The 22,638-nt window shown below is 69.7% G+C and carries 14 protein-coding genes and 3 pseudogenes; 12 read left to right on the top strand and 5 right to left on the bottom strand.

Going from position 1 to position 22,638, the window contains the following annotated elements:
• Nucleotides 1-39: 39 nt before the first annotated feature.
• The 4 genes and pseudogenes from OG844_RS12195 (at nt 40) to OG844_RS12180 (ending at nt 6,907) form a co-directional block, all read left to right on the top strand.
• Entirely contained in the window at nt 40-3,897 is a 3,858-nt protein-coding gene (locus OG844_RS12195) for a S8 family peptidase (RefSeq protein ID WP_406389906.1), read from the top strand.
• 689 nt (nt 3,898-4,586) lie between these two features.
• Nucleotides 4,587-6,140, top strand: a complete 1,554-nt coding sequence (locus tag OG844_RS12190; protein WP_406389905.1) for a PQQ-binding-like beta-propeller repeat protein — start codon at nt 4,587-4,589, stop codon at nt 6,138-6,140.
• Nucleotides 6,141-6,251: 111 nt separating this feature from the next.
• A pseudogene (locus tag OG844_RS12185) lies at nt 6,252-6,554 on the top strand (S1 RNA-binding domain-containing protein); the annotation flags it as partial.
• Between the two features lie 137 nt (nt 6,555-6,691).
• On the top strand, nt 6,692-6,907 hold the full coding sequence (locus tag OG844_RS12180; protein ID WP_406389904.1) for a S1 RNA-binding domain-containing protein: 216 nt from the start codon (nt 6,692-6,694) through the stop codon (nt 6,905-6,907).
• 723 nt (nt 6,908-7,630) lie between these two features.
• Here the strand turns inward: OG844_RS12180 and OG844_RS12175 are convergent.
• Nucleotides 7,631-8,434 carry a hypothetical protein gene (locus tag OG844_RS12175; RefSeq protein ID WP_406389903.1) on the bottom strand — a complete coding sequence of 268 codons (804 nt, stop codon included), beginning with the start codon at nt 8,432-8,434 and terminating at the stop codon, nt 7,631-7,633.
• A gap of 91 nt (nt 8,435-8,525) precedes the next feature.
• On the opposite strand from OG844_RS12175, the pseudogene OG844_RS12170 reads away from it, so the two are divergent.
• From OG844_RS12170 to OG844_RS12160, 3 genes and pseudogenes are all read left to right on the top strand, one after another.
• Nucleotides 8,526-8,887: pseudogene (locus tag OG844_RS12170) on the top strand (tyrosine 2,3-aminomutase); the annotation flags it as partial.
• 278 nt (nt 8,888-9,165) lie between these two features.
• Nucleotides 9,166-9,705 (top strand): carboxymuconolactone decarboxylase family protein, encoded by a 540-nt coding sequence (locus OG844_RS12165; protein WP_406389902.1) that lies wholly within the window; start codon nt 9,166-9,168, stop codon nt 9,703-9,705.
• A 15-nt stretch (nt 9,706-9,720) separates the two neighbouring features.
• Nucleotides 9,721-11,040: an MFS transporter gene (locus tag OG844_RS12160; RefSeq protein WP_406389901.1), complete on the top strand. Its 1,320-nt coding sequence runs from the start codon at nt 9,721-9,723 to the stop codon at nt 11,038-11,040.
• Nucleotides 11,041-11,106: 66 nt separating this feature from the next.
• Here OG844_RS12160 and OG844_RS12155 read toward each other — a convergent pair whose 3' ends face one another.
• Complete coding sequence (locus OG844_RS12155; RefSeq protein ID WP_406396092.1) at nt 11,107-11,649, bottom strand: carboxymuconolactone decarboxylase family protein; 543 nt, start codon at nt 11,647-11,649, stop codon at nt 11,107-11,109.
• Between the two features lie 229 nt (nt 11,650-11,878).
• Between OG844_RS12155 and OG844_RS12150 the strand changes: the two are divergent.
• The 3 genes and pseudogenes from OG844_RS12150 to OG844_RS12140 form a co-directional block, all read left to right on the top strand.
• Nucleotides 11,879-12,043: pseudogene (locus OG844_RS12150) on the top strand (hypothetical protein); the annotation flags it as partial.
• 683 nt (nt 12,044-12,726) lie between these two features.
• Nucleotides 12,727-13,266 (top strand): GNAT family N-acetyltransferase, encoded by a 540-nt coding sequence (locus OG844_RS12145; RefSeq protein WP_406389900.1) that lies wholly within the window; start codon nt 12,727-12,729, stop codon nt 13,264-13,266.
• Nucleotides 13,267-13,485: 219 nt separating this feature from the next.
• Nucleotides 13,486-14,043: a DUF4232 domain-containing protein gene (locus OG844_RS12140; protein ID WP_406389899.1), complete on the top strand. Its 558-nt coding sequence runs from the start codon at nt 13,486-13,488 to the stop codon at nt 14,041-14,043.
• A gap of 306 nt (nt 14,044-14,349) precedes the next feature.
• On the opposite strand, the gene OG844_RS12135 is transcribed toward OG844_RS12140, so the two are convergent.
• Together OG844_RS12135 and katG are read right to left on the bottom strand one after the other, a co-directional pair.
• Nucleotides 14,350-14,580 carry a hypothetical protein gene (locus tag OG844_RS12135; protein WP_406389898.1) on the bottom strand — a complete coding sequence of 77 codons (231 nt, stop codon included), beginning with the start codon at nt 14,578-14,580 and terminating at the stop codon, nt 14,350-14,352.
• A gap of 134 nt (nt 14,581-14,714) precedes the next feature.
• Entirely contained in the window at nt 14,715-16,946 is a 2,232-nt protein-coding gene (gene katG / locus OG844_RS12130) for a catalase/peroxidase HPI (RefSeq protein WP_406389897.1), read from the bottom strand.
• Between the two features lie 397 nt (nt 16,947-17,343).
• Between katG and OG844_RS12125 the strand changes: the two genes are divergently transcribed.
• Nucleotides 17,344-17,763 carry a Fur family transcriptional regulator gene (locus OG844_RS12125; RefSeq protein ID WP_406389896.1) on the top strand — a complete coding sequence of 140 codons (420 nt, stop codon included), beginning with the start codon at nt 17,344-17,346 and terminating at the stop codon, nt 17,761-17,763.
• A gap of 347 nt (nt 17,764-18,110) precedes the next feature.
• On the top strand, nt 18,111-21,488 hold the full coding sequence (locus tag OG844_RS12120; RefSeq protein WP_406389895.1) for a pyruvate carboxylase: 3,378 nt from the start codon (nt 18,111-18,113) through the stop codon (nt 21,486-21,488).
• 72 nt (nt 21,489-21,560) lie between these two features.
• On the opposite strand, the gene OG844_RS12115 is transcribed toward OG844_RS12120, so the two are convergent.
• Nucleotides 21,561-22,433 carry a (2Fe-2S)-binding protein gene (locus OG844_RS12115; RefSeq protein ID WP_406389894.1) on the bottom strand — a complete coding sequence of 291 codons (873 nt, stop codon included), beginning with the start codon at nt 22,431-22,433 and terminating at the stop codon, nt 21,561-21,563.
• Nucleotides 22,434-22,638 lie beyond the last annotated feature (205 nt).

The raw sequence follows: 22,638 nt of genomic DNA, 5'->3' as shown, positions 1-22,638 counted from the left end.
TTTGGCGCGCCTGCCTGTTGAGCGTGCGAAAGGAACCCGATGTACGTATTCCGCGAAAGACGGCTGCGAACCGCTGCCGTCGGCGGAGTGGCAGTGGCGGTCGCCCTGTCACTCACGAGTCAGCTACCGGTAGCAGCTGCTGCGGCGACCCCGCAGAGCGGCTCGCTCGTGCAGCCCACGACCGAGAGGAAGTCGGCGACCACGTCGACTCTGACCCTGATCACCGGTGACACGGTGGCCCTGACCACCGAGGCGGACGGCCGGCAGGCGGTCAACATCCTGTCTGCGGCCGGGACGTCCAAGACGTTCGAGACCGTCAGTGGGCAGAACGGTGACCTGTACGTCTACCCGGACGACACGACGGCCGCGATCGCCTCGGACACGGTGGACCGCGAACTGTTCAACATCAGCCGGATGATCCGGGACGGCTACGGCGACGCGAAGACCGGCGAGGTCCCGGCCATCGTCGACTTCAAGGGCGCGCCTGCAGCCGCCGTCCTGAAGCAGAAGGCAGAGGACCTGCCGGCCAGTGACACCCGGCGTGTCCTGCCGAAGCTGGGCCTGTCCGCCGTCCATGTCGACAAGGACGGCGCCAAGGGCTTCTGGCGGGCGGTCAAGCCCACCACCTCGGTCACCCGTAGCGGCGAGAGCAGTGTCGTTCCCGGCACCGCCGGTGTGGCCAAGCTCTGGTACGACGGCCAGGCGAAGGTCCTGCTGGACAAGAGTGTGCCGCAGATCGGTGCCCCGGAGGCGTGGGCCAAGGGCTACGACGGCAAGGGCGTGAAGGTCGCCGTCCTGGACACCGGCGCCGACCTGAACAACGCCGACATCACGTCTGACATCGTTGCCAGCCAGAGCTTCGTCGACGGCCAGACGGTCCAGGACGGCCACGGCCACGGCACCCACGTCGCGGCCACCGTCGCGGGCAGCGGCGCCAACTCGGGCGGCGCGAACAAGGGCGTGGCCCCGGGCGCCGACCTGCTGATCGGCAAGGTGCTCAGCAACAGCGGGCAGGGCCTGGACTCCGGCATCCTGGCCGGCATGGAGTGGGCGGTCGCGCAGGGCGCCGACGTCATCAGCATGAGCCTCGGCGGCACCGACGCCCCCGGCGAGGACGTCATGACGAGGGCGGTCAACTCGCTCAGCGCCTCCTCAAACAGCCTGTTCGTCATCGCTGCGGGCAACGACGGCAGGAAGGGCGAGTCGACGCTCGGCACCCCCGGTGCGGCCGACGCGGCCCTCACGGTCGGGGCCGTCGACAAGTCCGACGCGCTCGCCGACTTCTCCAGCCGCGGCCCGCGCCTCGGCGACATGGCGATGAAGCCGGAGATCACCGCCCCGGGTGTGGGCATCGTCGCCGCCCGCGCGGCCGGCACCACCATGGGCACCCCCGTGGACGCCAACTACACCTCGGCCAACGGCACCTCGATGGCCACCCCCCACGTGGCCGGTGCCGCAGCGATCCTCAAGCAGCACCACCCCGACTGGACCGGGCAGCGCATCAAGGAGGTCCTGACCGCGCACGCCAGGTCGGCGCCCGAGCAGACCGTCTACCAGCAGGGTTACGGGCGGGTCGACATCCCCGCCGCGCTCGACCCGTCACTGGAGCTGTCCGGCACGGCCGACTTCCGTGTGATCCCGTGGCAGAAGGGCACGTACGAGAAGCGGACCCGTACTCTCACGCTCCGCAACAACGCCACGAGCGACACCGTCGTGACCCTGGCCGCAGCGGTCAAGGACGCGAGCGGCGCCGAGGTTCCCGCCGGCACGCTGGCCCTCGCGGGAGCGGGCCTGTCCGACGGCCGGGTCACCGTCCCGGCCGGCTCCACCGCGGAGGTCACCGTCACCCTCGACCCGAACGGGCTGAAGACCAGCAAGTACAGCGGATCCGTCACCGCCACCACCGCCACCGGTGAGGCGGTGCACGCCGCACTCGGCTTCGTCACCTCCGTCGAGCAGCACGAGGTCACGCTGAAGGTCACGGACCGCTTCGGGAAAACCCCCAGTGCGGTCAGGTTCACCCTGCACGGGGTGGACAACACCTTCTGGTACGACCAGACCCTGTACGCCAACGGCACCGCCACCCTGTCGGTGCCGCTCGGCAAGTACTCCATCAACGGCTCGGTCTACTCGGCGGCTCCCACCGGCGGCGCGGTCTCCTACGCGGCCGACCTGTTCGCCGTGCCCGATATCGAGGTGAGTGACCGGGACCAGACCTTCACCGTCGACGGCACCACGGCCACCGACCTCAGCGTGAAGATCAAGGGTGAGAAGCGGCGGCTGGAGAGCGGCCAGGTCTCCGCGTTCATCGTCCGTGACCCCGGCACCGCCGGCGGCTACTCCAGCTTCAACGGTGTCGCCAACCTGCTCAACCTCGCCGACCTCAGGCAAGGCGCCATCCCCAGTACCGCCGCCACCACCGGCGCGCTGCGCCTGGAGACCGCCCTGGCCCGGCGCGAACCGCTGGTCCAACTGGAGGTGACGGGCCCCGGGCACGTGACCATCCCGCTGAAGTCCTCGGTGTACGCGAAGCGCTTCGAGGGCACCAAGCGCACCGAACTGGTCGACCTGGGTGCAGGCACCGAGCAGGACTTCGCCGGTGCCGACGTCAAGGGCAAGACCGTCCTGGTCTCCGTGGCCGACGTCACCAAGGCCGACGACCAGGCCGCCAGGGCCACGGCTGCCGGAGCCGTCGCGGTGATTGTGGCCCCTGCAAACCCCGGGCCGAGCGGAAGCGGCGTCCCCGCCGGACAGACCGTCCCGGTCGCCCACGCCACGTACGACAACGCCGCAACCCTCAAGGCTTTGCTGGCCAAGGACAAGGTCCGGATCGCCCTGAAGGGCGTCCTGGAATCGGGCTACACCTACAACCCGCACTTCACCGACGACCGGATCCCCGCCGACCTGGCCAAGACCGTCGACGTCAAGGACTTCGCCAAGGTCACCAACACGTTCCACTCCGACGGCGCCCGGCGCCTGGGCGCCGAGTACATGAACGTCTGGGGCCCGCTGCAGGCGACCGCCGGCTCCGTCGGCCAGCCGCTCTACCAGGGCACCACCCGCGACGACTACTTCCTCGCAGGTACCGGGGTGTCGTACCAGTCGTTCACGACTGCCAATTTCAAGTCCAATGCCTGGCGGATGGGCGACCTGCGCGCCACCTTCAGCACCCCGGGCAAGTCCTACACCCGGAGCTGGTTCGCCGGGCCGGTGCGCCTGTCCCAGTACGAGTTCGGACCGTGTGCGTTCTGCCGCAGCGACATCTGGCAGAAACTGCCCGGCAACAGCGGTGACAACGATCCCAACCACACCATGACAGGCCAGACCGCCACCTGGAGCTTCTACCGCGACGGGCAGCCGATCACCGGCTTCGGCCAGTTGTCGCAGGAGAAGGCGGACTACCGGTACGTCCTCGACCAGAAGCTGGCCACGGACGTCCCGGGCATCAACCTGGGCCGCGAGATACGGACCGAGTGGAACTTCAGCCAGGCGGCACCGACCACCATGGCCGTCGAGGGCTGCGACACGCTGTTCATTCCCGCGCCCAAGGTCTGTGAGTCCATGCCCGTGGTCCTGCTCGACTACGACCTGCCGCTGAACGTGCTCAACCAGGCACGGGCCGGCCTGCCGTACACCTTCACCGTGGACGGGGGGCGTCCCAAGGGCTGGGCCGGCTCCACCAAGATGGCAGGTGCCAAGGTCTCCGTCTCCTACGACGACGGCGCCACCTGGAAGTCCGCCGCGATGCTGCGCAAGGACGACAACTCCTTCCAGGCACTCCTGTGGCACCCCAAGCTGGCGGACACCAACGGTTTCGTGACCCTCAAGACCGAGGCCTGGGACTCCGCGGGCAGCCGCACCGTCCAGACCATCACCCGGGCCTACGCCCTCAAGTGAGGACCTGAACCACAGGACAGCCACTGACCGGCTGTACACAGGTCGGCAGAGGGCCCGGAGTCCGAGAGGGATGCTGTTGGTCAATTCGGGCCTGTGCGTGACGTCGGCCTTCAAGACCCGGTTGTGGTCTTGAAGGCCGACGTTCACGGGACCCGTACCGCCGTGGTGTACGGCACCAGCGACGGCAGCCGAGACACCCACCAGGCCATCACCACCCTCCTGGACCAGCAACTGTGCCGGCCCAGCTCCCAGGGTCCGTCCTCGAATGATCCGCTTCCGCCGCTGAGCCATCGCTGGTGTCTTCACCCGGGCCCTGCAGCAGATCCAGGCGGGCCTGCGGGACGGGTGGGGACTCCGGTGTCATGCCACCTGGCTCCAAGAACAAACGCCGGGCACCCGCTACGACGTCGGCAAGACCGTCAAACGCCCGGAGACTCTCAAGGCCATCGGCAGACCTGGCAGGTCCTGGTAGATGCGAACAAGCTCATCGAGGGTGGTTGACGGCTTCTCAGCGACCGTGCGGTCCCTTCCCGTTGCGGGAGAACCGCATCGGCGCGAGGCGCGTCCATACCAGTGATCTTCGCGGGCGGTCTCGTGAGACGACGGAGCAGACCTCGGCCCGGCGTCTCCCGAGCCTGAGCCCGAGAAGTGGTTTCCTGGCCGAGTGGCACGTCTCAGGGGGAAGACCCATGCCCAACCCGCCGCAGCCCTGGTACACACCGGGCTCGCCGCAGCAGCCCGTTCCCGGTAACCCGTATGCCTCGGAAGGCTTCGGGCCACCGCCCGGACCGCCACCGCGTCGGCGGCGCTTCGGCGGACCACCGGTCATCGCCGCCGCCGTCGCGCTCCTGCTCGTGGCCGTGGGAGGAGGGGTGTACGCCCTCGGCGACCGGGGAAAGGACGGGTCCGCCACCCCCGTGACGAAGGAATCCTCCGTCCCCTCCGCGCAGACGGCCCCGCCCAGTTCCCCAGCGGACAGCACCCCGCAGGCGAAGCACATCCCGACCACGGAGGAGATCAATGCCGCACGGAAGCCGGGGGACGCGGCGACGTGGATCGTCGACGACAAGACCGATCTTCCCAGAGGGCGCCAAAAGCTCTACGACCTGTGGATCGTCGGCGACACCGTCGTCCAGGCCCTGCACAGAAAGGTCGCGGCCTACCGTCTCTCGGACGGCGCCGAGGTATGGAGCGTGCCGTTGCCCGCTCCAGTCTGCGAGACACCGGCCAACCCCACGCCCGACGGCAAGGTCGTGCTCGTCTACCACAAGAGGGGCGACTCCGGGAGGAACAACCGGTGCAACCAACTGCAGATGATCGATCTGAAGACCGGGAAGCCGGGATGGCACAAGGAGCTCCCCGAGACCGGTGACGGGGACAACACGTTCATCGTGCACAGCGCCATCAGCGCCGGTACTTTCGCGATCGCCCGGAGCATGAAGGCGACCGCCTATCGGGTCGACGACGGTACCGAGTTGTTCGACATCCCCTGGGAGGACCCGGGGAAGTGCTTCCCCGACGACGTGGCGGGCGGTTCCCGGCTCCTGGTGAAATCCGACTGCGCGATCGACGTCGACCAGAGCAAGAACCACAGCCAGCTCCGTGAGATCGACCCGCTCAGCGGCAAGGTCCTGTGGCGCCACCGGACCAAGACCGGATGGAAGGTCGGAAGCATGATCTCCGTCGATCCGCTCGTCTTCACCACGGAGAACGCCGTGGACCACATCAACGACTGGCGGGTCGTGGCCCTGGGCCCGGGAGGTAAGCCCGGCACCACCATCGACCCACGGGGCAAGGGTCTCGAGCGATGCGCCGGGGACGGAAGCGGCGGCGACATCCAGCCCTGCCGCGGCACCGCGGTCGGTGACGGCCACATCATTCTGGGCGGCAACGACAGGATCGGCTTGTACGACCTGGCCACCGGGAAGTTCCTCTGGGGGGTCAAGAACAACGAGCTGCGCTCCTTGCACCCCCTGCGTGCGGAGAAGGGCAAGGCGGTGCTCGTCTACGAGTCGGCCACACCGAGCCGCCCCGGCCGGACCTTCCTGATGGGCCCGGGTGCCGCAGGTACGGAGAAGGTGGTGCTGCGCCACCCCGCATCGACCACGGCGCAGGAGTACGAGATGGCCGGCGGGCGGCTGGCCTATGCCGGTGGACGGGTCGTCCTCACGTCGGCGGGCGTGAGCGGCGACGACGACCGACGCGAAGCCCGCATGCTGTCCTTCGCTCCCGGCCCGCCCTGACCGGGCACCGCGGGTCGACCGCCCACGCACGCCGGGCAGCGCTCCTGGGGTGCGCGATGTCTGTACAGCTGCGGGGACTTGTCCGGGCGATCAAGATGCCGGCGCTGAGACATGACAGGATTGTGGGCGGTCGCTTCGGCTTCAGGACATGGCTGGCACACAACGTGGTGTGCCAGGGTGGCGGGTGTGAATCGGCAGTCTGAGAGCCCGGAACTCTGGGCGTTCCTGGAGTCCTTGCACCGCGGTGACATCCTGTCAGGCACCGTCACGGCGATCGAACGGTTCGGGGTCTTCGTAGCCCTGGACGACGGGCCTGGCCATCCCACACTGCCCGGCGTCGGTTTCATCGTCATCCCTGAACTGTCCTGGCGGCGCACCGATGCTCCCACCGATGTTGTCCAGGTAGGGCAGCGTGTCTCGTGCGAGTTCCTTGGGTCCGACACCTACAACGCTGAGGCCAGACTGTCTCTGAAGGCACTCGAGCCCGACCCCCTCCAGGTTTTCGCTGACCGCACAGTGGTGGGCCAGGAACTCGCGGGACGGTTGAGAAGGTGCTTCCCCTCGGCATCCTCGTCGACCTCGGGGATGGCATCTTCGGGCTGGTCCCCTTCCGAGAGATCGACGGCCGCCCTGCGGCGAGTCCGGCAGAAGACTGCGCGGTCGGAGAGGAGATTGCCGTCGTCGTCGCGGAGATCGAGCTGCCAACCCGCCGGGTGTTCCTCTCCAGGCCAGAGAACGGCCAGTACACAGGTGTCGTGCTGCCGTGACGGCCGCCGTGCCCGAATCATCGAGGTGAGCATGGGGCGGGGCGACCTGACGGATACGGTGGGATGCCGAGGACAGTATGGACTCAGTCCGCTATGGGCTGACCAGGATCCGGGCCTTTGTGAAGGAGCGCAGGAACGAGATCAAGCGCGAGCCGGAACGTCATGCTGAGGTCACCGTGCAATGCCACATCTGCCGCGACCACGCCTTGGTCGTCGGGAGGTCTCCGGCGCGATGCCTGTTCTGCACAACATCTCTGCCCGGCGAATGGGCAGCCGTGCTGTACGTCACCGACGCTCTCAAGCGCCCCTACCGAACCGCCCCCGAGCCCCCAACAGCGGCTTCACCCAGCCGGCTCAGCCCTCGGTGGATCAGTGCCCACACGGTGAACTCGACGCGCTGGTGACAGGAACGCTGACGAACGCTGAGCCCCACTGCATCGATCCCTGCTTCCACTGCGGCGAGATGGGTGCCCCCGCCTGAAACCCCGCGGGACGGCAGACAGGGCAGCGAGCACCACCCCGAACGGTGATCGGAACCACTGGGACAACCTCACCAACCGCGGGCACGCGGGCGGCCTACGTGCTGCCCCTTGTCGAGGAGCACCCCCGCTCTTCCAGGCCGCTCCGCCCGACAGCGACGGCGTGCTGCGCGCCCGGTGGCGACCGCCAACTGGGCACCGGCGTCGGTGCCTCCGCTGTACCCGCACACTGGGCGCGTGTGGGTCAGACGTGGCAGCGCACGTTGACGAGCAGCGTGTCGGCGGGCAGTGCGAGGAGATAGGACTGAACACCCAGGTGGCCGTCGGCAACGTCAGGGTCGTGGCCGCACTCGGCATGGCTGTGGCACGCGCTGTGCAGGGGCTCTTCGTCCAGGTCGTACCACCATCCCCCCAGCGTCAGCACGTTGCGTACAGGCAGGAGGCTGAACTCATACCTCTCGACGTACTCCTCACGGCTCTGTTGACCGATGGCGACTGGGTCCCAGCCGAAGGAGAAGTGGTCTGCGATGTCGGGCCGGGCCAGTGACGGCGCGACATCGGCCCAGGCATGGAGGGCTGGCTGCGCCCGGTAGTTGGCGGCCTCCTGTGACGTCTCGTACGCGGCTCCCGTCCCTGCCACCTCAAGGTGCCGGTAGTAGAACACCGACTCGTCCTCCGCCACCGGATGGCATGAGGTGACCTCCCGCCATCGATCCCAGACTCTGCCCGCGTGCTCAGCGGCTTCCGCGCGGAGGGCATCACCGAAGTCGATCAGCCCTCTCGGCCCACCCGCGTACATTCCAGGCAGACCGGGTTCGAGGGTGCCGTTCCCATGGGGACGACCGGCAATCAGCCGAGGGTCGTCCTCGTGGCCGGCCAGCACCGGCAGACCCACAACCCCGCCGCAGATCCTGAAGTTGTCCCATACATCCCGCTCAACCGCCCCCACGCCGTCTCGCGCGAAGGGCGACATCGCCTCCGAGACCGCCTCATCCACTCTCCCCAGCGCCGAACCCGGCACACACACAATGATCGACATCCCAGCCATCCCGGGATCCTAGGCAAGAACATCACCGCACGTCACCCGACTCCACGCCGACAGGGCAGGCGAGGGGGCCTTGCTCGGCAGAACGTAGCTCGGCCTGCCGGAGGCGCTCCAGGCCATGGTGCACCGTTTCAGGGGCTGTAGGAGGAAACCGGCATGGGGGAGCTGCGAGGCGGGCGCCCAGTACCCCGCGACCGCCCTGGTCGCGGAGAACCGCACCATAGGCCCGGCCAGCACCCAGTCCGTCCCCTCCAACGGCGACAACCAGGACATCGTCAGCCGCTACGAGAACCTGAGCCCCGCCTCCCAGGCAACGTACGACGCGGTGCGGTCCCTCGTCCCACGCTCAGCGTGGACCGCTACCTTGCCGACGACATCGAGCTCGACGGCGCCGCGCTGTCGCGGGGCGAATTCTCTCAGGCGCTCACCCGCAACACGGCCGTCGAACTGCGCTGACACAAGGGGGCGGGGCCCGCCCCACACCGTGGCGACCCCGCCCCTCCGCGCACGCCAGTGTGGTTCGACGCTCCGGGCCTGGCGGAGATGCCGGGCCGGCTCACCGCGTCCCTCCGTCCTGGTCGAGCTCCGCCGTCAGCGGAAGACCGTCAGCAAGCAGGCCCGCCGGGGCTGACCCCGGCGACGCCGATTCAGCACGCAAGGAGTTGGCGGGAGCATGCTGGCCCGCTAACGATGGCACCGACTCGCGAGCCACCCACTAGCAAAGGACGCACCCGATGCCGCACATCACGATGGCCAGCGACCTGCCCGGTATCAGAGGCCTGATGACCGACCACCCCGAGTCGGCCGCTGCGCTCAACGCCGTCGCCGACACCCTGCTGCGCGGCTCGTCCCCGCTGTCCCGCGGCGAGCGTGAACTGATCGCGTCATACGTCTCGGAGCTCAACCGCACCCGCTTCTGCTCCGACACCCACGGCGCGGCCGCCGCCGCCCAGCTCGACGGCGGCGCCGACCTCGTCAAGGCCGTCCAGCTCGACGTCGACTCGGCGCCGCTGTCCCCGCTGCTGCGCGCCCTGCTGCGGGTGGCGGCCGAGGTCCAGGTCCAGGCCGCGCCCGTCGCCGACCAGACGATCGCCGCCGCCCGCGCCGAAGGCGCCACGGACGACCACATCCACGACACCGTGCTGATTGCCGCAGCCTTCTGCATGTACAACCGGTACGTCAGCTGCCTCGCCACCGCCCTGCCGACCGAGCCCGGCTACTACGAGGAAGCGGGCCGCCGGATCACCACCCACGGCTACGCCCACGCGGTCTGAGGGGGGCCTGCGACCATGCCCGCTCAGTCGCAGAGGAAGGGGCACCGTCGCTCGGTCACCGCGACGGTCGTCGGCAACTTCGTCGAATCGTTCGACTGGTTGGGTTACGGGCTCTTCGCCCCCCTGCTGGCCGCGCACTTCTTCCCGTCCTCGAACCCCGTCACCTCTCTGATCGGCGCGTTCGCCGTCCTCGGCATCGGAGTCCTCGTCCGCCCGCTCGGCGGCGTCATGCTGGGTCGCCTCGCCGACCGGCGCGGTCGCAAGCCCGCCCTGATGCTCGCCATCAGCCTCATGACCGGCGGCTCCGTCCTCATCGCCGTCACACCCACGTACGAGACGATCGGCGTCCTTGCCCCCATCGTGCTGCTCCTGGCCCGTATCGCACAGGGAGTCTCGGCAGGCGGCGAGTGGCCGGCCGCGGCCGCGTACCTCATGGAGGTCGCCCCGCCGAAGCGCAAATGCCTCTACGGGAGCCTCTTCTCGCTGACCACCGCAGCCGGCGCCTTCACCGCCTCACTGCTCGGCGGCTGCCTCACCGGTGTCCTTGGCCAGGACGCCATGGCCGCCTGGGGCTGGCGGGTGCCGTTCCTCGTCGGCGGCGTCTTCGGCGCCATCCTCCTGTTCATGCGCCGTCAACTGGCCGAGACCGAGGTCTTCCAGCGCGAGGCCGACGGGCGTGCCACCCGCGGCTCGGTCCGTCGGGTCCTGGGCGCCCACCGGCGCCAAGTCGTGATCTCCGTCCTGCTCATTGCCGGCATGGGCGCCGTCGGCGGTACCTGGACCTCGGTGGTCCCGGCCATGGGCCAGCGTCTGGCCGAGCCGGGCGTGACGTTCTGGGTCGTCGTCTGCGCGACCGCCGTCATGATGGCCCTCAACGTCCCGATCGGCCTGCTCGCCGACAAGGTGGGACCCCGCCGCTTCCTGTTGGCAGCCAGCACGGGCTTTGCGATCGTCGGCTCCTACACCTTCCTGACCGTGCAAGGCACCTTCACGAGCCTCCTGCTCGCCTACGGCAGTGGCGTCGTCTACCTGGTGTCCGTGACCACGACGCTCCCGTCGATCCTTTCGGACCTCTTCCCGGCGGAGAACCGGGCTCTGGGCATGGGACTGACGAACGCGGTCACCTCGGCGGTTCTCGGCGGCGTCGCACCGGTGCTGGCCACCTACCTCGCTGACCGAGGCGCATCAGGTTGGTTCATCGGAGGCGTCATGACCGCCGTCCTCCTCGCCTGGCCCGGAGCCATCCTCCTGTCGCGTACCGCCGTACCCCCCGTACCCCCCGTACCCCCCGTACCCCCCGTACCCGCCCTCGACCGGACGCCCCTGACGAAGTAGCCGGGTACGCCGAAGGGCCGGGTCGGGACACATGGTCCCGCCCGGCCCTTCGGCGTACGAGCACACTCACTCGGCCGGGGGCAGGTACCCCTTCGTCGCCAGGAACGCGCCGATCTCGTCGTACTCCGCCGGATCCTCCGGCGTGATCGCGGCCAGGCCGTCCACGTAGCGGTTGAACATGCAAAACGCCGCCGCGGTCAACACCGTGTCGTGGATCGCCTCGTCGTCCGCACCGGCGGCCCTAGCCGCCTCGATGTCCTTCTCGCTCACCTCGCGGGCATCGCCCTGCACCTTGCCGGCGATCGCCAGCAGGGCGCGCATCCGCTCGCTGATCGGCGCGCTCGCCGGATCGCGCTTGACTGCCTCGACCAACTCGTAGTCCCCGCCCAGCGCGTGCGCGGCAGCCGCGGTGTGCGAACCCGTGCAGTAGCGGGTCTGGTTGCGGAAGGACACGTAGGCAGCGATCAGCTCCCGCTCACCCGCACTGAGCGGGGAATCGCCCCGCAGTAGCTGCTCGGCGAGCTCACTGAGCCGCCGCCCCGACGCGGGCTTGCTGTCCATCAGACCTCGGATTCCCGGCACCGGAGCCGGAATCTCGATGTGTGGCACGGGTACAGCCTCCTTCGTCGGCAACTTGACGATGACGAGCTTCAAGTTCAGGTTCTCATACGCACCTGCCGTCTGGATGAGATTCTCGAACTCCTGGGTGGTGTTCGACATGCCGATGGAGATCACACCACCTTGCCGTTGACCAGGTCGACGTCCCCGGCCGCCTTGCGCGGCAGCACCTGGTTCTTCGCAAGGTCCTCGCCCGCCGTCGTGTGCGCCGCGGGCCTGAGTGGACGACGAGCAGAGCGAGCTGGATCAGACCTACGCGACCGCCCACCACCAAGGGCCCGGGCGCCTCCACCACGTCAACCCGCGGATCGGCCTACGGGAGAACTACTTCCACACGCTCGCCGACTTCGCGCAGTCCCTGGACACCTCACGAACCACCGGCTGAGCACCTCGCCAGCTCTTCAGGCTCCGCACTCGGAGCCAAGATGTTTGCGGGACAGCCCTGAGGCGCCCGCGACGGACGGACCTGTCCATTGGGTGCACGACTCCTCGACACTGCGCGCACCACTCGGCGCAGCCGCGCGACGCGGTACTGGACATCGGAGCCCGTGTTCTCGGACCGCCGTAGATCGGTGGGGCCTCCTCGTTGGCCAGAACGTCCTTCACACCGACCGTTCGAAAGGCGTTGATCCGATGCGACCGCCGATGTTCATACGAGTGAAACGATGCCGTCGGACCTGCACCCAAGGGATGTCCGGGCCCCCGAACGGGGCTGCCCACGGGCCCGGAGCGCCCACGCTCCCTCGCCCGCGGCGAACCGGTCCGACTACCGTGGTCGGGTGACCGCCCCGGCCCTGTACCGCAGATTGCACGTGGATCTGGCGCGTACCGACGCGTCCCTCTGTCGACGAACCCAGGCACCGTGCTGATCCGGTCCAGAGATCGGACGGGACAGGTCATCGGCGTGGAACGCCAGGAAACCGGGGCCACCGACTGACGGTATGCCGCAGAGACGTACACTCGCGCCCGGCCCGAGGGGCGCGAGTGCACGTCCGGAAGCACGGCCCCGCTGGACACGGCCACCGTCCGCGGACGGCACCGGCCGATACCGACGCAAGGAGCACCGCATTGGACGTCCACGCCACCCTGACCGACGTGGCCGACCGCGCACCGGCTCCCCGCGACGGCACCGTGCAGTGGGCCGCCACCGGCTGGGATCACCCCGACGCGGTGGCCCTGCGCAACCGGATGGACGCCGAACTGCGGCCCCGTTACGCGCCCTTCGACGCCGAACGCGCCGGCTGCCGACCCGACTCGCCGACCGCCGAAGAGATCGTCGCCACCTGGATCGCCTACGAGGGGGCCCGGCCGCTGGCGACCGCCTCACTGCGGCTGCTGCATCATCACGGCAAGGGCCACTACGAGGTCAAGCGCGTCTACGTGCACGACGAGCACCGAGGGCGCGGGCTGGCCAAGGCTGCGCTCGACGCTGTGGAGACCGGTGCCCGCGCGTTCGGAGCGGTCCGGCTGCTCCTACAGACCGGAAAACTGCAGCCGGAGGCGATGGGGCTCTATGAACGACGGGGCTGGCACCGGGTACCGCCCTACCCGCCCTATGACACCGACCCGTTCAGCGTCTGCTACAGCAAGGACCTACCGAACGGCTGACGGGCCCGGACCCCGTCACCGGTACGGGGCCGCGTCTTTCGTGCGGACAGGTTCGGACCGCGCGAAACTGAGCAGGCGACAGGTATGGGCTCACACGCGCGCACCACCCCGTCGCCGTCCGAGCGAGTGTTCCGGCCTTGGAGCCGGAGGACGGACCGGAGGGCTCGTACGCTCCGTCGGCATCTCCTCGCCCCGCTTGCGATCGTTTCGATCACCCTCGTGACGGCCGGCTGCGCCGGTACCTCGGGCACGTCCGGCGCGAGCCCTGCCACCCCCGGCAAGGAACGCCCCTCCGATGCGTATGCCTCCGTCCCCGCCGCGGCTGCGGTCGCGCCCGACGAATCCGCCGGCTCGGAGCCCGCGGCGGCCCGGTCGGGTTCCCCGCGCTGCCGGGCCGAAGACCTCGGCATGAGTCTGGGCCGTGCCGACGCGGGAGCCGGGCAGATCTACTACCGGCTCTCGTTCGAGAACCGGTCCCAGGCCTCATGCACGCTGCGCGGCTTCCCCGGTGTCTCACTGATCAGGCGTGACGGCAGCGTGATCGGGGTGCCGGCCGAGCGCGAGGGCGGAATGCGGGACCGGACGGTGATCGGCCCCGGACGGGCCGCGGGCGTCACCCTGCACACACTGAATGAGGGAATCGAGGACTCGGGCTGCTGGGACCGGCCCGACTACCTGCGGGTCTATCCGCCCGGTTCCACCGAGGCACTCACCCTGCGCACCCCTCAACTCCGCATCTGCGGCGACCGCTTCACCGCCACGGCGATGGGTGGCTGACCAGGAAGCCTCCGTACGACGGCTGAGCATGGCACCACCGCCGGGCCGGTGACTCTCGGCATGTTGCACAAACCCAGACGTCGGTGATTGCCGCGATTGCGCAGAGACGGTGGCCGACGACTCCCACAGGATGCGGTCAAACACCGAAGTGATCCGGATGAATCACTCGGTGAACCCTGACGTCAGGAGTCGCCGTGCTGTGGAGAAGGAATCTGCTCGTCCCGTTGGCCGCCCTCACCCTCGCCCTGTCCGCATCGGTCGGCGCGGGCGCAGCGTCGGCATCCGCCTCAACGGGCGCCCCGACGATCACTGCTGCCAGTGACTTCGGTGCCCCCGGCCCCTACGCGGGCCCATCACGCCGTCACCACGCAGCGACCGCAGCAGCTCGTGCACCGCCGTGATCGACCGCGCCACTTCACCCTCGAGCGTCCGGCGCGGCAGTTCCCCGTAGAACGGCACCTCCGCCGCGCAACGGGCGACGACGGCGCCGGTGAAGTCACCGCGGCGAACAGCCATCCGTGCGTGCAGACCAGGCATCGGCGTATCGTCACATCGCCCAAATGCTTCCGTCAATCACTCGCTGCCCACCGGGATCGCAGTGCAGCACGCCCGGGCAGGCGAGCGGACGTACTGTCCGGACCGGCCGGTGACGGCCGGCCCGGACAGCAGGATCAGACGAGGTCGAACCGGTCGAGGTTCATGACCTTGTTCCACGCCGCGACGAAGTCCGTCACGAACTTCTCCTTCGCGTCGTCGCTCGCGTAGACCTCCGCGACGGCGCGCAGCTCGGAGTTCGATCCGAAGACGAGGTCGGCGCGGGTGCCGGTCCACCTGACCTCACCCGTGGTGGCGTCGCTGCCCTCGAAGGTGTTCGCGTCCTCGGACGTCGCCTTCCACGTCGTGCCCAGGTCGAGCAGGTTGACGAAGAAGTCGTTGGTCAGCGAACCGGGGGTCGCGGTCAGGACACCGAGCGAGGACTGCTGGTGGTTCGCACCCAGGACGCGGAGGCCACCGACGAGGACCGTCAGTTCGGGGGCGCTCAGGGTCAGCAGGTTCGCCCGGTCGAGCAGCAGGTACTCGGCCGGCAGCCGGTTGCCCTTGCCGAGGTAGTTGCGGAACCCGTCGGCGGTCGGCTCCAGCGCGGCGAAGGACTCCACGTCGGTCTGCTCCTGCGACGCGTCCACACGGCCCGGTGTGAACGGGACCTCGACGTCGAAACCGGCGTCCTCGGCCGCCTTCTCGACGCCCGCGGCGCCGGCGAGCACGATCAGGTCGGCGAGCGAGATCTGCGTGCCGTCGGTCCGGCCGGAGTTGAAGGACTCCTGGATCCCCTGCAGCTTGCGCAGCACCGTGGCCAGCCCGTCGGGCTCGTTGACCGCCCAGCCGCTCTGCGGCTGGAGGCGGATGCGCGCGCCGTTGGCGCCGCCGCGCTTGTCGCTGCCGCGGAAGGACGAGGCCGAAGCCCACGCGGTGGAGACCAGCTCGGACACCGTCAGGTCCGAGGCGAGAACCAGGTCCTTGAGGGAAGCGATGCCCTCGGCGTCGACGAGCTGGTGCGTCACGGCGGGCAGGGGGTCCTGCCACACCAGCGTCTCCGCCGGAACCTCCGGGCCGAGGTAGCGCACGACGGGGCCCATGTCGCGGTGGGTCAGCTTGAACCACGCGCGAGCGAAGGCGTCCGCGAACTCGTCGGGGTTCGCCAGGAAGCGCCGCGAGATCACCTCGTAGGCCGGGTCGAAGCGGAGCGAGAGGTCCGTCGTGAGCATCGTGGGCGCGTGGCTCTTCGACGGGTCGTGGGCGTCGGGGACCGTGCCCGCCCCGGCGCCGTCCTTCGGCCGCCACTGGTGCGCCCCTGCGGGGCTCTTGAACAGCTCCCAGTCGTGCCCGAACAGGATCTCGAAGAAGCTGTTGTCCCACGTGGTCGGGGTGTTCGTCCAGATGCCCTCGAGGCCGCTGGTGATCGCGTCCCCGCCCTTGCCGGTGCCGAAGGAGTTGCTCCAGCCGAGGCCCTGCGCCTCGATCGGGGCGGCCTCGGGGTCGTCGCCGACGCTCTCCGCCGGGCCCGCGCCGTGGGTCTTGCCGAAGGTGTGGCCACCCGCGATCAGGGCGACCGTCTCCTCGTCGTTCATCGCCATGCGGCGGAACGTCTCACGGATGTCGCGGGCCGCGGCGATCGGGTCCGGGGTGCCGTTCGGGCCTTCGGGGTTGACGTAGATGAGGCCCATCTGGACCGCACCGAGGGGGTTCTCCAGCTCCCGGTCGCCCGTGTAGCGCTCGTCGTCGAGCCAGGTGGTCTCGGGACCCCAGTACACGTCCTCGTCGGGCTCCCAGACGTCCGCGCGGCCGCCGCCGAATCCGAAGGTCTCGAAGCCCATCTGCTCCAGGGCGACGTTGCCGGTGAGGATCATGAGGTCGGCCCACGAGAGGTTCTGGCCGTACTTCTTCTTGACCGGCCACAGCAGGCGACGGGCCTTGTCGAGGTTCCCGTTGTCCGGCCAGCTGTTGAGGGGGGCGAAGCGCTGCTGCCCGGCCCCGGCGCCGCCGCGGCCGTCGCTGATCCGGTAGGTGCCGGCGCTGTGCCACGCCATCCGGATCATGAACGGGCCGTAGTTGCCGAAGTCGGCCGGCCACCAGTCCTGCGAGGTCGTCAGCACGTCCGCGATGTCCTGCTTCACGGCGGCGAGGTCGAGGGTCCTGAACGCCTCGGCGTAGTCGAACTCCTCGCCGAGGGGATTGGCCACCGCGGGATTCTTGGCGAGGATCTTCAGATTGAGCCGCTCCGGCCACCACTGGCGGTTTCCCCCGCCCTGAGTCGGGTGGGGGGCGCGCCCGTGCGCGACGGGGCAGCCACCTCCGCCTTCTTCCTTCGCGTCGGTGACGATTGCGTCATGGTTCTCGGACATGGGAATCCTTCCGGACTGGGCGGATCGCGTTGCTCAGGAACTGCGGGCGGTGGAGCGGTCGGGGCACAGGATCTGAACGGGGGTGCCCACGCGATCGCTCACCCCGGAGGCGGTCGCCCCGGCAACTCCGAGGCGGTCACCGCCCCGGAGGGTCTCGAGCGGCGTGACGCGGGCAGTTGTCATCCGCTGGACAGCATCGCGCAGGTCCCTGGTGATGGTCCCCTCACGTCGCCCTCCTGCCGTAATGGAGTCTTCCTGTCCCTTGGCTATCGCCGGAACTGATCCTACGATGGATAGAGTCCAGGTCAACAAGAACACCAGACTCGTACTCAATCGGAGGTCGGACACTCACCGGTGGACGTCGGGTATCCCGCCAAGGCTGAATAGGTGAACCGATATGAGTGACCTGCTGGAGCGACTGCGAGGACGTGGCTGGCGGATGACCTCCCAGCGGCGTGTCGTCGCGGAGGTGCTCGACGGCGACCACGTGCACCTCACCGCCGACGAGGTGCACGCGCGTGCGGTGCAGCGACTGCCCGAGATCTCCCGAGCGACCGTGTACAACGCCCTGGGTGAGCTGGTCGCCCTGGGCGAGGTCATCGAGGTCTCCACCGTCGGCCGTGCCAAGCGCTTCGACCCCAACGCGCACCGCCCGCACCAGCACCTGGTGTGCTCCAAATGCGGCGATGTCCGGGATGTTCACCCGACCGGCGATCCGCTGGCCGATCTCCCGGTCGATGAGCGGTTCGGCTTCGCGGTGTCCGAGGCCGCGGTCACCTACCGCGGGCTGTGCCCGTCCTGCGTCCCGGTGTCCTGATCCGCGGGTGGCGGGTGCGGCAGCACCTCCTGGGCCCTGGGCCGCAGTTCGGCCCTGACGGCGCATCGGCGTTCGCCCGCCCTTCACGGGGCCGGGCCGCCCGTTGGCGCACGTGGCCGGAGCCGCGCGGGACGCTCCGGGCCCCGGACACCGCGTCATCGGTGCCGACGCCCGATTCCGCCGGCGTGAGGTATCTCCCACCTGCGTGAGCTATCTCCCGCTGGTGGGAGATCGACGTCAACGCTACTGATCGGTACCGTCCACGGGGACAGCGGATGCCGATCCCGGCAGCCGGAATGACATCGCCACCTGGGGCCGCTGTGCCCGCAACACGACAGGGGACATTGATGTTCCGCAAGGTATTGGTCGCCAACCGGGGCGAGATCGCGATCCGCGCGTTCCGTGCGGCGTTCGAGCTCGGCATCTCCACCGTGGCCGTGTTCCCCCATGAGGACCGCAACTCGCTCCACCGCGCCAAAGCCGACGAGGCATACCAGATCGGCGAAAAGGGTCATCCGGTGCGGGCCTACCTCTCGGTCGACGAGGTGATCAAGGCCGCGCGCAAGGCGGGTGCCGACGCGGTCTACCCCGGATACGGCTTCCTGTCGGAGAATCCCGACCTCGCCGCCGCGTGCGCCGAGGCCGGGATCACCTTTGTCGGACCGCCGGCTTCCGTTCTGCACCTGACCGGCAACAAGTCCCGTGCGGTGGCGGCCGCCCGCGAGGCCGGGGTTCCCGTCCTGAAGTCGTCGGAGCCGTCGACCGACGTGGACACGCTGGTCGGTGCGTCCGACTCCATCGGGTTCCCGGTGTTCGTCAAGGCCGTCGCCGGCGGCGGCGGGCGGGGAATGCGGCGTGTCGCCGAGCCCGCCGAGCTGCGGGAGTCGATCGACGCGGCGATGCGCGAGGCGGAGTCGGCGTTCGGTGACGCCACCGTCTTCCTCGAGCAGGCCGTCATCAACCCGCGCCACATCGAGGTGCAGATCCTCGCCGACGGCCAGGGTAACGTCGTCCACCTGTACGAGCGGGACTGTTCGCTGCAGCGGCGCCACCAGAAGGTGGTCGAGATCGCGCCCGCGCCGAACCTCGACCCCGAGCTGCGCGCGCGCATCTGCGCCGACGCCGTGGCCTTCGCCAAGCACATCGGGTACGTCAACGCGGGCACCGTGGAGTTCCTGGTCGACGAGCGCGGCAACCACGTCTTCATCGAGATGAACCCCCGCATCCAGGTGGAGCACACGGTCACCGAGCAGGTCACCGGCCGGGACCTGGTGATCGGGCAGCTGCGGATCGCCGCGGGGAAGTCACTGCCGGAACTGCGCCTGACGCAGGAAGACATCGTGCTCACCGGCACCGCCATGCAGTGCCGTATTACCACCGAGGACCCCGCCAACGGCTTCCGTCCCGACACCGGCACCATCTCCGCGTACCGTTCCCCGGGCGGCCCCGGGGTGCGGCTCGACGGCGGCACCGTCCACACCGGTGCCGAAGTGTCCGCCCACTTCGACTCGATGCTGGTCAAACTGACCTGCCACGGCCACGACTTCGCCAACGCCGCCCGCCGCGCGCGGCGCGCGATCGCCGAGTTCCGTATCCGCGGAGTCGCCACCAACCTGCCCTTCCTGGGCGCCGTGCTCGACCACCCCGGCTTCCGCGAGGGCCGCATCACGACGAGCTTCATCGCCGAGCACCCCGAACTGATCCGGGCGCGCCCCTCGGCGGACCGCGGAAGCCGCATGCTCACGTACCTCGCCGAGACGACCGTCAACCGTCCCCACGGCCCGCGGCCCCAGGTCATCGACCCCGCCCTCAAGCTCCCGTCGGTCTCCCCGGGCACACCGTTCCGCGACGGATCACGGCAGCGCCTCGCGGCACTCGGGCCGGAGGCGTTCGCTGCGGAGCTGCGTGCGCAGCGGGCCGTCGCGGTGACGGACACGACCTTCCGCGACGCCCACCAGTCCCTGCTGGCCACCCGGGTGAGGACGCGCGACCTGCTGGCCGTCGCCCCGCACGTCGCCCACACCGCCCCGGAGCTGTTGAGCCTGGAGTGCTGGGGCGGCGCCACCTATGACGTGGCCCTGCGCTTCCTCGCGGAGGATCCCTGGGAGCGGCTCGCGGCCCTGCGGGAGGCGGTGCCCAACATCTGTACGCAGATGCTGCTGCGCGGGCGCAACACCGTCGGCTACACGCCCTACCCCGTCGAGGTGACCGAAGCCTTCGTCGCCGAGGCGGCGGCCACCGGCATGGACATCTTCCGGATCTTCGACGCCCTCAACGACGTCTCGCAGATGCGTCCCGCCATCGACGCCGTACGGTCCACCGGCACCGCGCTCGCCGAGGTCGCCCTCTGCTACACCGCGGACCTGTCGAACCCGGCCGAAAAGCTGTACACGCTCGACTACTACCTTCGACTCGCGGAAGAGATCGTCGAAGCCGGCGCGCACGTCCTGGCCATCAAGGACATGGCCGGCCTGCTGCGCCCGCCCGCCGCCCGCACCCTGGTGACCGCGCTGCGCGAGCGCTTCGACCTTCCGGTGCACCTGCACACCCACGACACCGCGGGCGGCCAGCTCGCCACGCTGATCGCCGCGATCGACGCGGGCGTGGACGCCGTGGACGCAGCCGTCGCCTCGATGGCGGGCACCACGAGTCAGCCGTCGCTGTCCGCGCTCGTCGCGGCCACCGAGCACACCGAGCGCGCGACCGGGCTCTCGCTGGACGCGGTCGGCGGACTCGAGCCGTACTGGGAAGCCGTGCGCAAGGTCTACGCGCCCTTCGAGTCAGGGCTGGCCTCGCCCACCGGACGTGTCTACCACCACGAGATTCCCGGCGGGCAGCTGTCGAACCTGCGTCAGCAGGCCATCGCGCTCGGCCTCGGCGACCGCTTCGAGCTGATCGAGGACTGCTACGCGGCGGCCGACCGGATGCTGGGCCGGCTGGTCAAGGTGACCCCCTCCTCGAAGGTGGTGGGCGACCTCGCCCTGCACCTGGTCGGAGCCGGGGTCAGTGCGGCCGACTTCGAGTCCGACCCCGGCAAGTTCGACGTACCGGACTCGGTGGTCGGATTCCTGCGCGGCGAGCTGGGCGACCCGGCCGGCGGCTGGCCCGAGCCGTTCCGTACGCGCGCACTCCAGGGCCGCCCCGCGCAGTCCGAGGCCGTGACCCTGTCGGAGGAGGACCGCGAGGGACTCGGCCGGAACCGGAAGGCGACGCTGAACCGGCTGTTGTTCCCCGGCCCGACCAAGGAGTTCGACGCCCACCGCGAGGCCTACGGCGATACGTCCGTACTGCCCACGCAGGACTTCTTCTACGGTCTGGAGCCGGACACCGAGCACACGGTCACCCTGGGGGCCGGTGTCACGCTGCTGATCGAGCTGGAGGCGATCTCGGAGGCCGATGAGCGCGGCTTCCGTACGGTGATGGCCACGCTCAACGGCCAGTTGCGACCGGTCGCGGTGAGGGACACGTCCGTCGCCACCGAGGTCAAGGCCGCGGAGAAGGCCGAGCGGGGCAACGACGGGCATGTCCCGGCGCCGTTCGCGGGCGTCGTGACGCTCCAGGTGGCGGAGGGCGATGCGGTGTCGGCAGGTCAGACGGTCGCCACCATCGAGGCGATGAAGATGGAGGCCTCCATCACGGCCCAGCGCGCGGGTACGGTCGCGCGTCTCGCGATCGGACGGATCCAGCAGGTCGAGGCGGGCGATCTGCTCATCGAGATCGGCTGACACCGGCTCCTTCATGACGGAAGGCCGGCCCGGGCGAGGTTCCCGGGCCGGCCTTCCGTCATGCGCGCCGTGTCACCCGGCGGCCGGGGTCGCTTCCGCCTCGATGCGGCGCAGCCGTTCGGCGTCGCAGGTGCGGGGGCAGGTGTCGCACGCCTCCGCGGGACGGATGGTGTAGTAGAGGCAGCAGCCCGCCCGGTCCCGCGTCGGGTACGACCTGCCGTCCGCGCCCGTCAGGTCCCGGAAACCGGCGCCGGCGGGGAACGGAGAGACGGGCCCCGGCAGCAGCCGTCCGGCCGCGCCGACCGCCCGTTCCTCCTCGCCGAGCATGCGTCCCACGTACCAGATGCCCGAGACGAGGTCGTCCTCGACCATGCCCCACAGCGCCCGGGGCCCGCGACGCACCCGGGGGCCCAGAGCCGCGCACAGGGGGCGCACCAGATCGGCGACCGCCGTCCGCAACGCGTCGCCGAGCGCAGCCTCGTCGGACACCCGGCGCACCCCTGGGAGCCCCTCGGCGGGGTCGCCCGGCAGACAGGCGAACGTACCGGGCACAACCTGGTACCGGTCCTCGCACCGGCCGATCCGCACATCCTCCGGCCGGGGCAGCGGAACCCGGCGGTCCAGGTACCAGGGCCCGCTGAGCAGCAGGCACAACGACCAGAGGCAGTCGTGCAACAGGCGGGAGGCCACGACGTCGGGGCGCGCCCGGTGGTCGTAGCGCTGCGTGATCCGGGCGGCCTCCATCTCGAGGAAGGTATCCAGCAATCCGGGCCGGAGCGCCAGTTCGGCGACATCGACCCAGCTCTGCCCGGCCGGCGCACCCGGCCCCGCGACCTCCGCGTCCAGCCCCGGACAGAGAGCGGTGAGGCGGCGGTAGGTGGAGGCGAGGAGGGCGGAGGCGCTCTCGGCGGGCCGGAGGGACGCCGGTGCCGGGGCGAGGATCACGGAAGGCTCCTAGAGGGGGTGCGCATATGCGCAGGGGCGATCCGCGAGAAGGGCGGCAGCCCCGGCGGAGCGAGTGACTTAGGGGAGGCTCACCTTACTACCGATCGAGCCGCAGGTCGACGAACCCCTCGCGCGTGTCGACCAGTTGGCAGAAGTAGGTTTGCCTAACCTAAGCTCCCTTTCGTTTCTCGTCGTACCCGCGCGC

Source organism: Streptomyces sp. NBC_00887, assembly GCF_045207585.1.
Note: the sequence above shows the minus strand (reverse complement) of the source record. Positions and strands in the feature narration are given on the sequence as shown.

Excerpts from the sequence above, each read along its gene's own strand:
- OG844_RS12195 (WP_406389906.1), top strand. The coding sequence starts at position 40 with ATGTACGTATTCCGCGAAAGACGGCTGCGAACCGCTGCCGTCGGCGGA.
- OG844_RS12190 (WP_406389905.1), top strand. The coding sequence starts at position 4,587 with ATGCCCAACCCGCCGCAGCCCTGGTACACACCGGGCTCGCCGCAGCAG.
- OG844_RS12175 (WP_406389903.1), bottom strand. The coding sequence starts at position 8,434 with ATGGCTGGGATGTCGATCATTGTGTGTGTGCCGGGTTCGGCGCTGGGG.
- OG844_RS12165 (WP_406389902.1), top strand. The coding sequence starts at position 9,166 with ATGCCGCACATCACGATGGCCAGCGACCTGCCCGGTATCAGAGGCCTG.
- OG844_RS12160 (WP_406389901.1), top strand. The coding sequence starts at position 9,721 with ATGCCCGCTCAGTCGCAGAGGAAGGGGCACCGTCGCTCGGTCACCGCG.
- OG844_RS12135 (WP_406389898.1), bottom strand. The coding sequence starts at position 14,580 with ATGCCTGGTCTGCACGCACGGATGGCTGTTCGCCGCGGTGACTTCACC.
- katG (WP_406389897.1), bottom strand. The coding sequence starts at position 16,946 with ATGTCCGAGAACCATGACGCAATCGTCACCGACGCGAAGGAAGAAGGC.
- OG844_RS12125 (WP_406389896.1), top strand. The coding sequence starts at position 17,344 with ATGAGTGACCTGCTGGAGCGACTGCGAGGACGTGGCTGGCGGATGACC.
- OG844_RS12120 (WP_406389895.1), top strand. The coding sequence starts at position 18,111 with ATGTTCCGCAAGGTATTGGTCGCCAACCGGGGCGAGATCGCGATCCGC.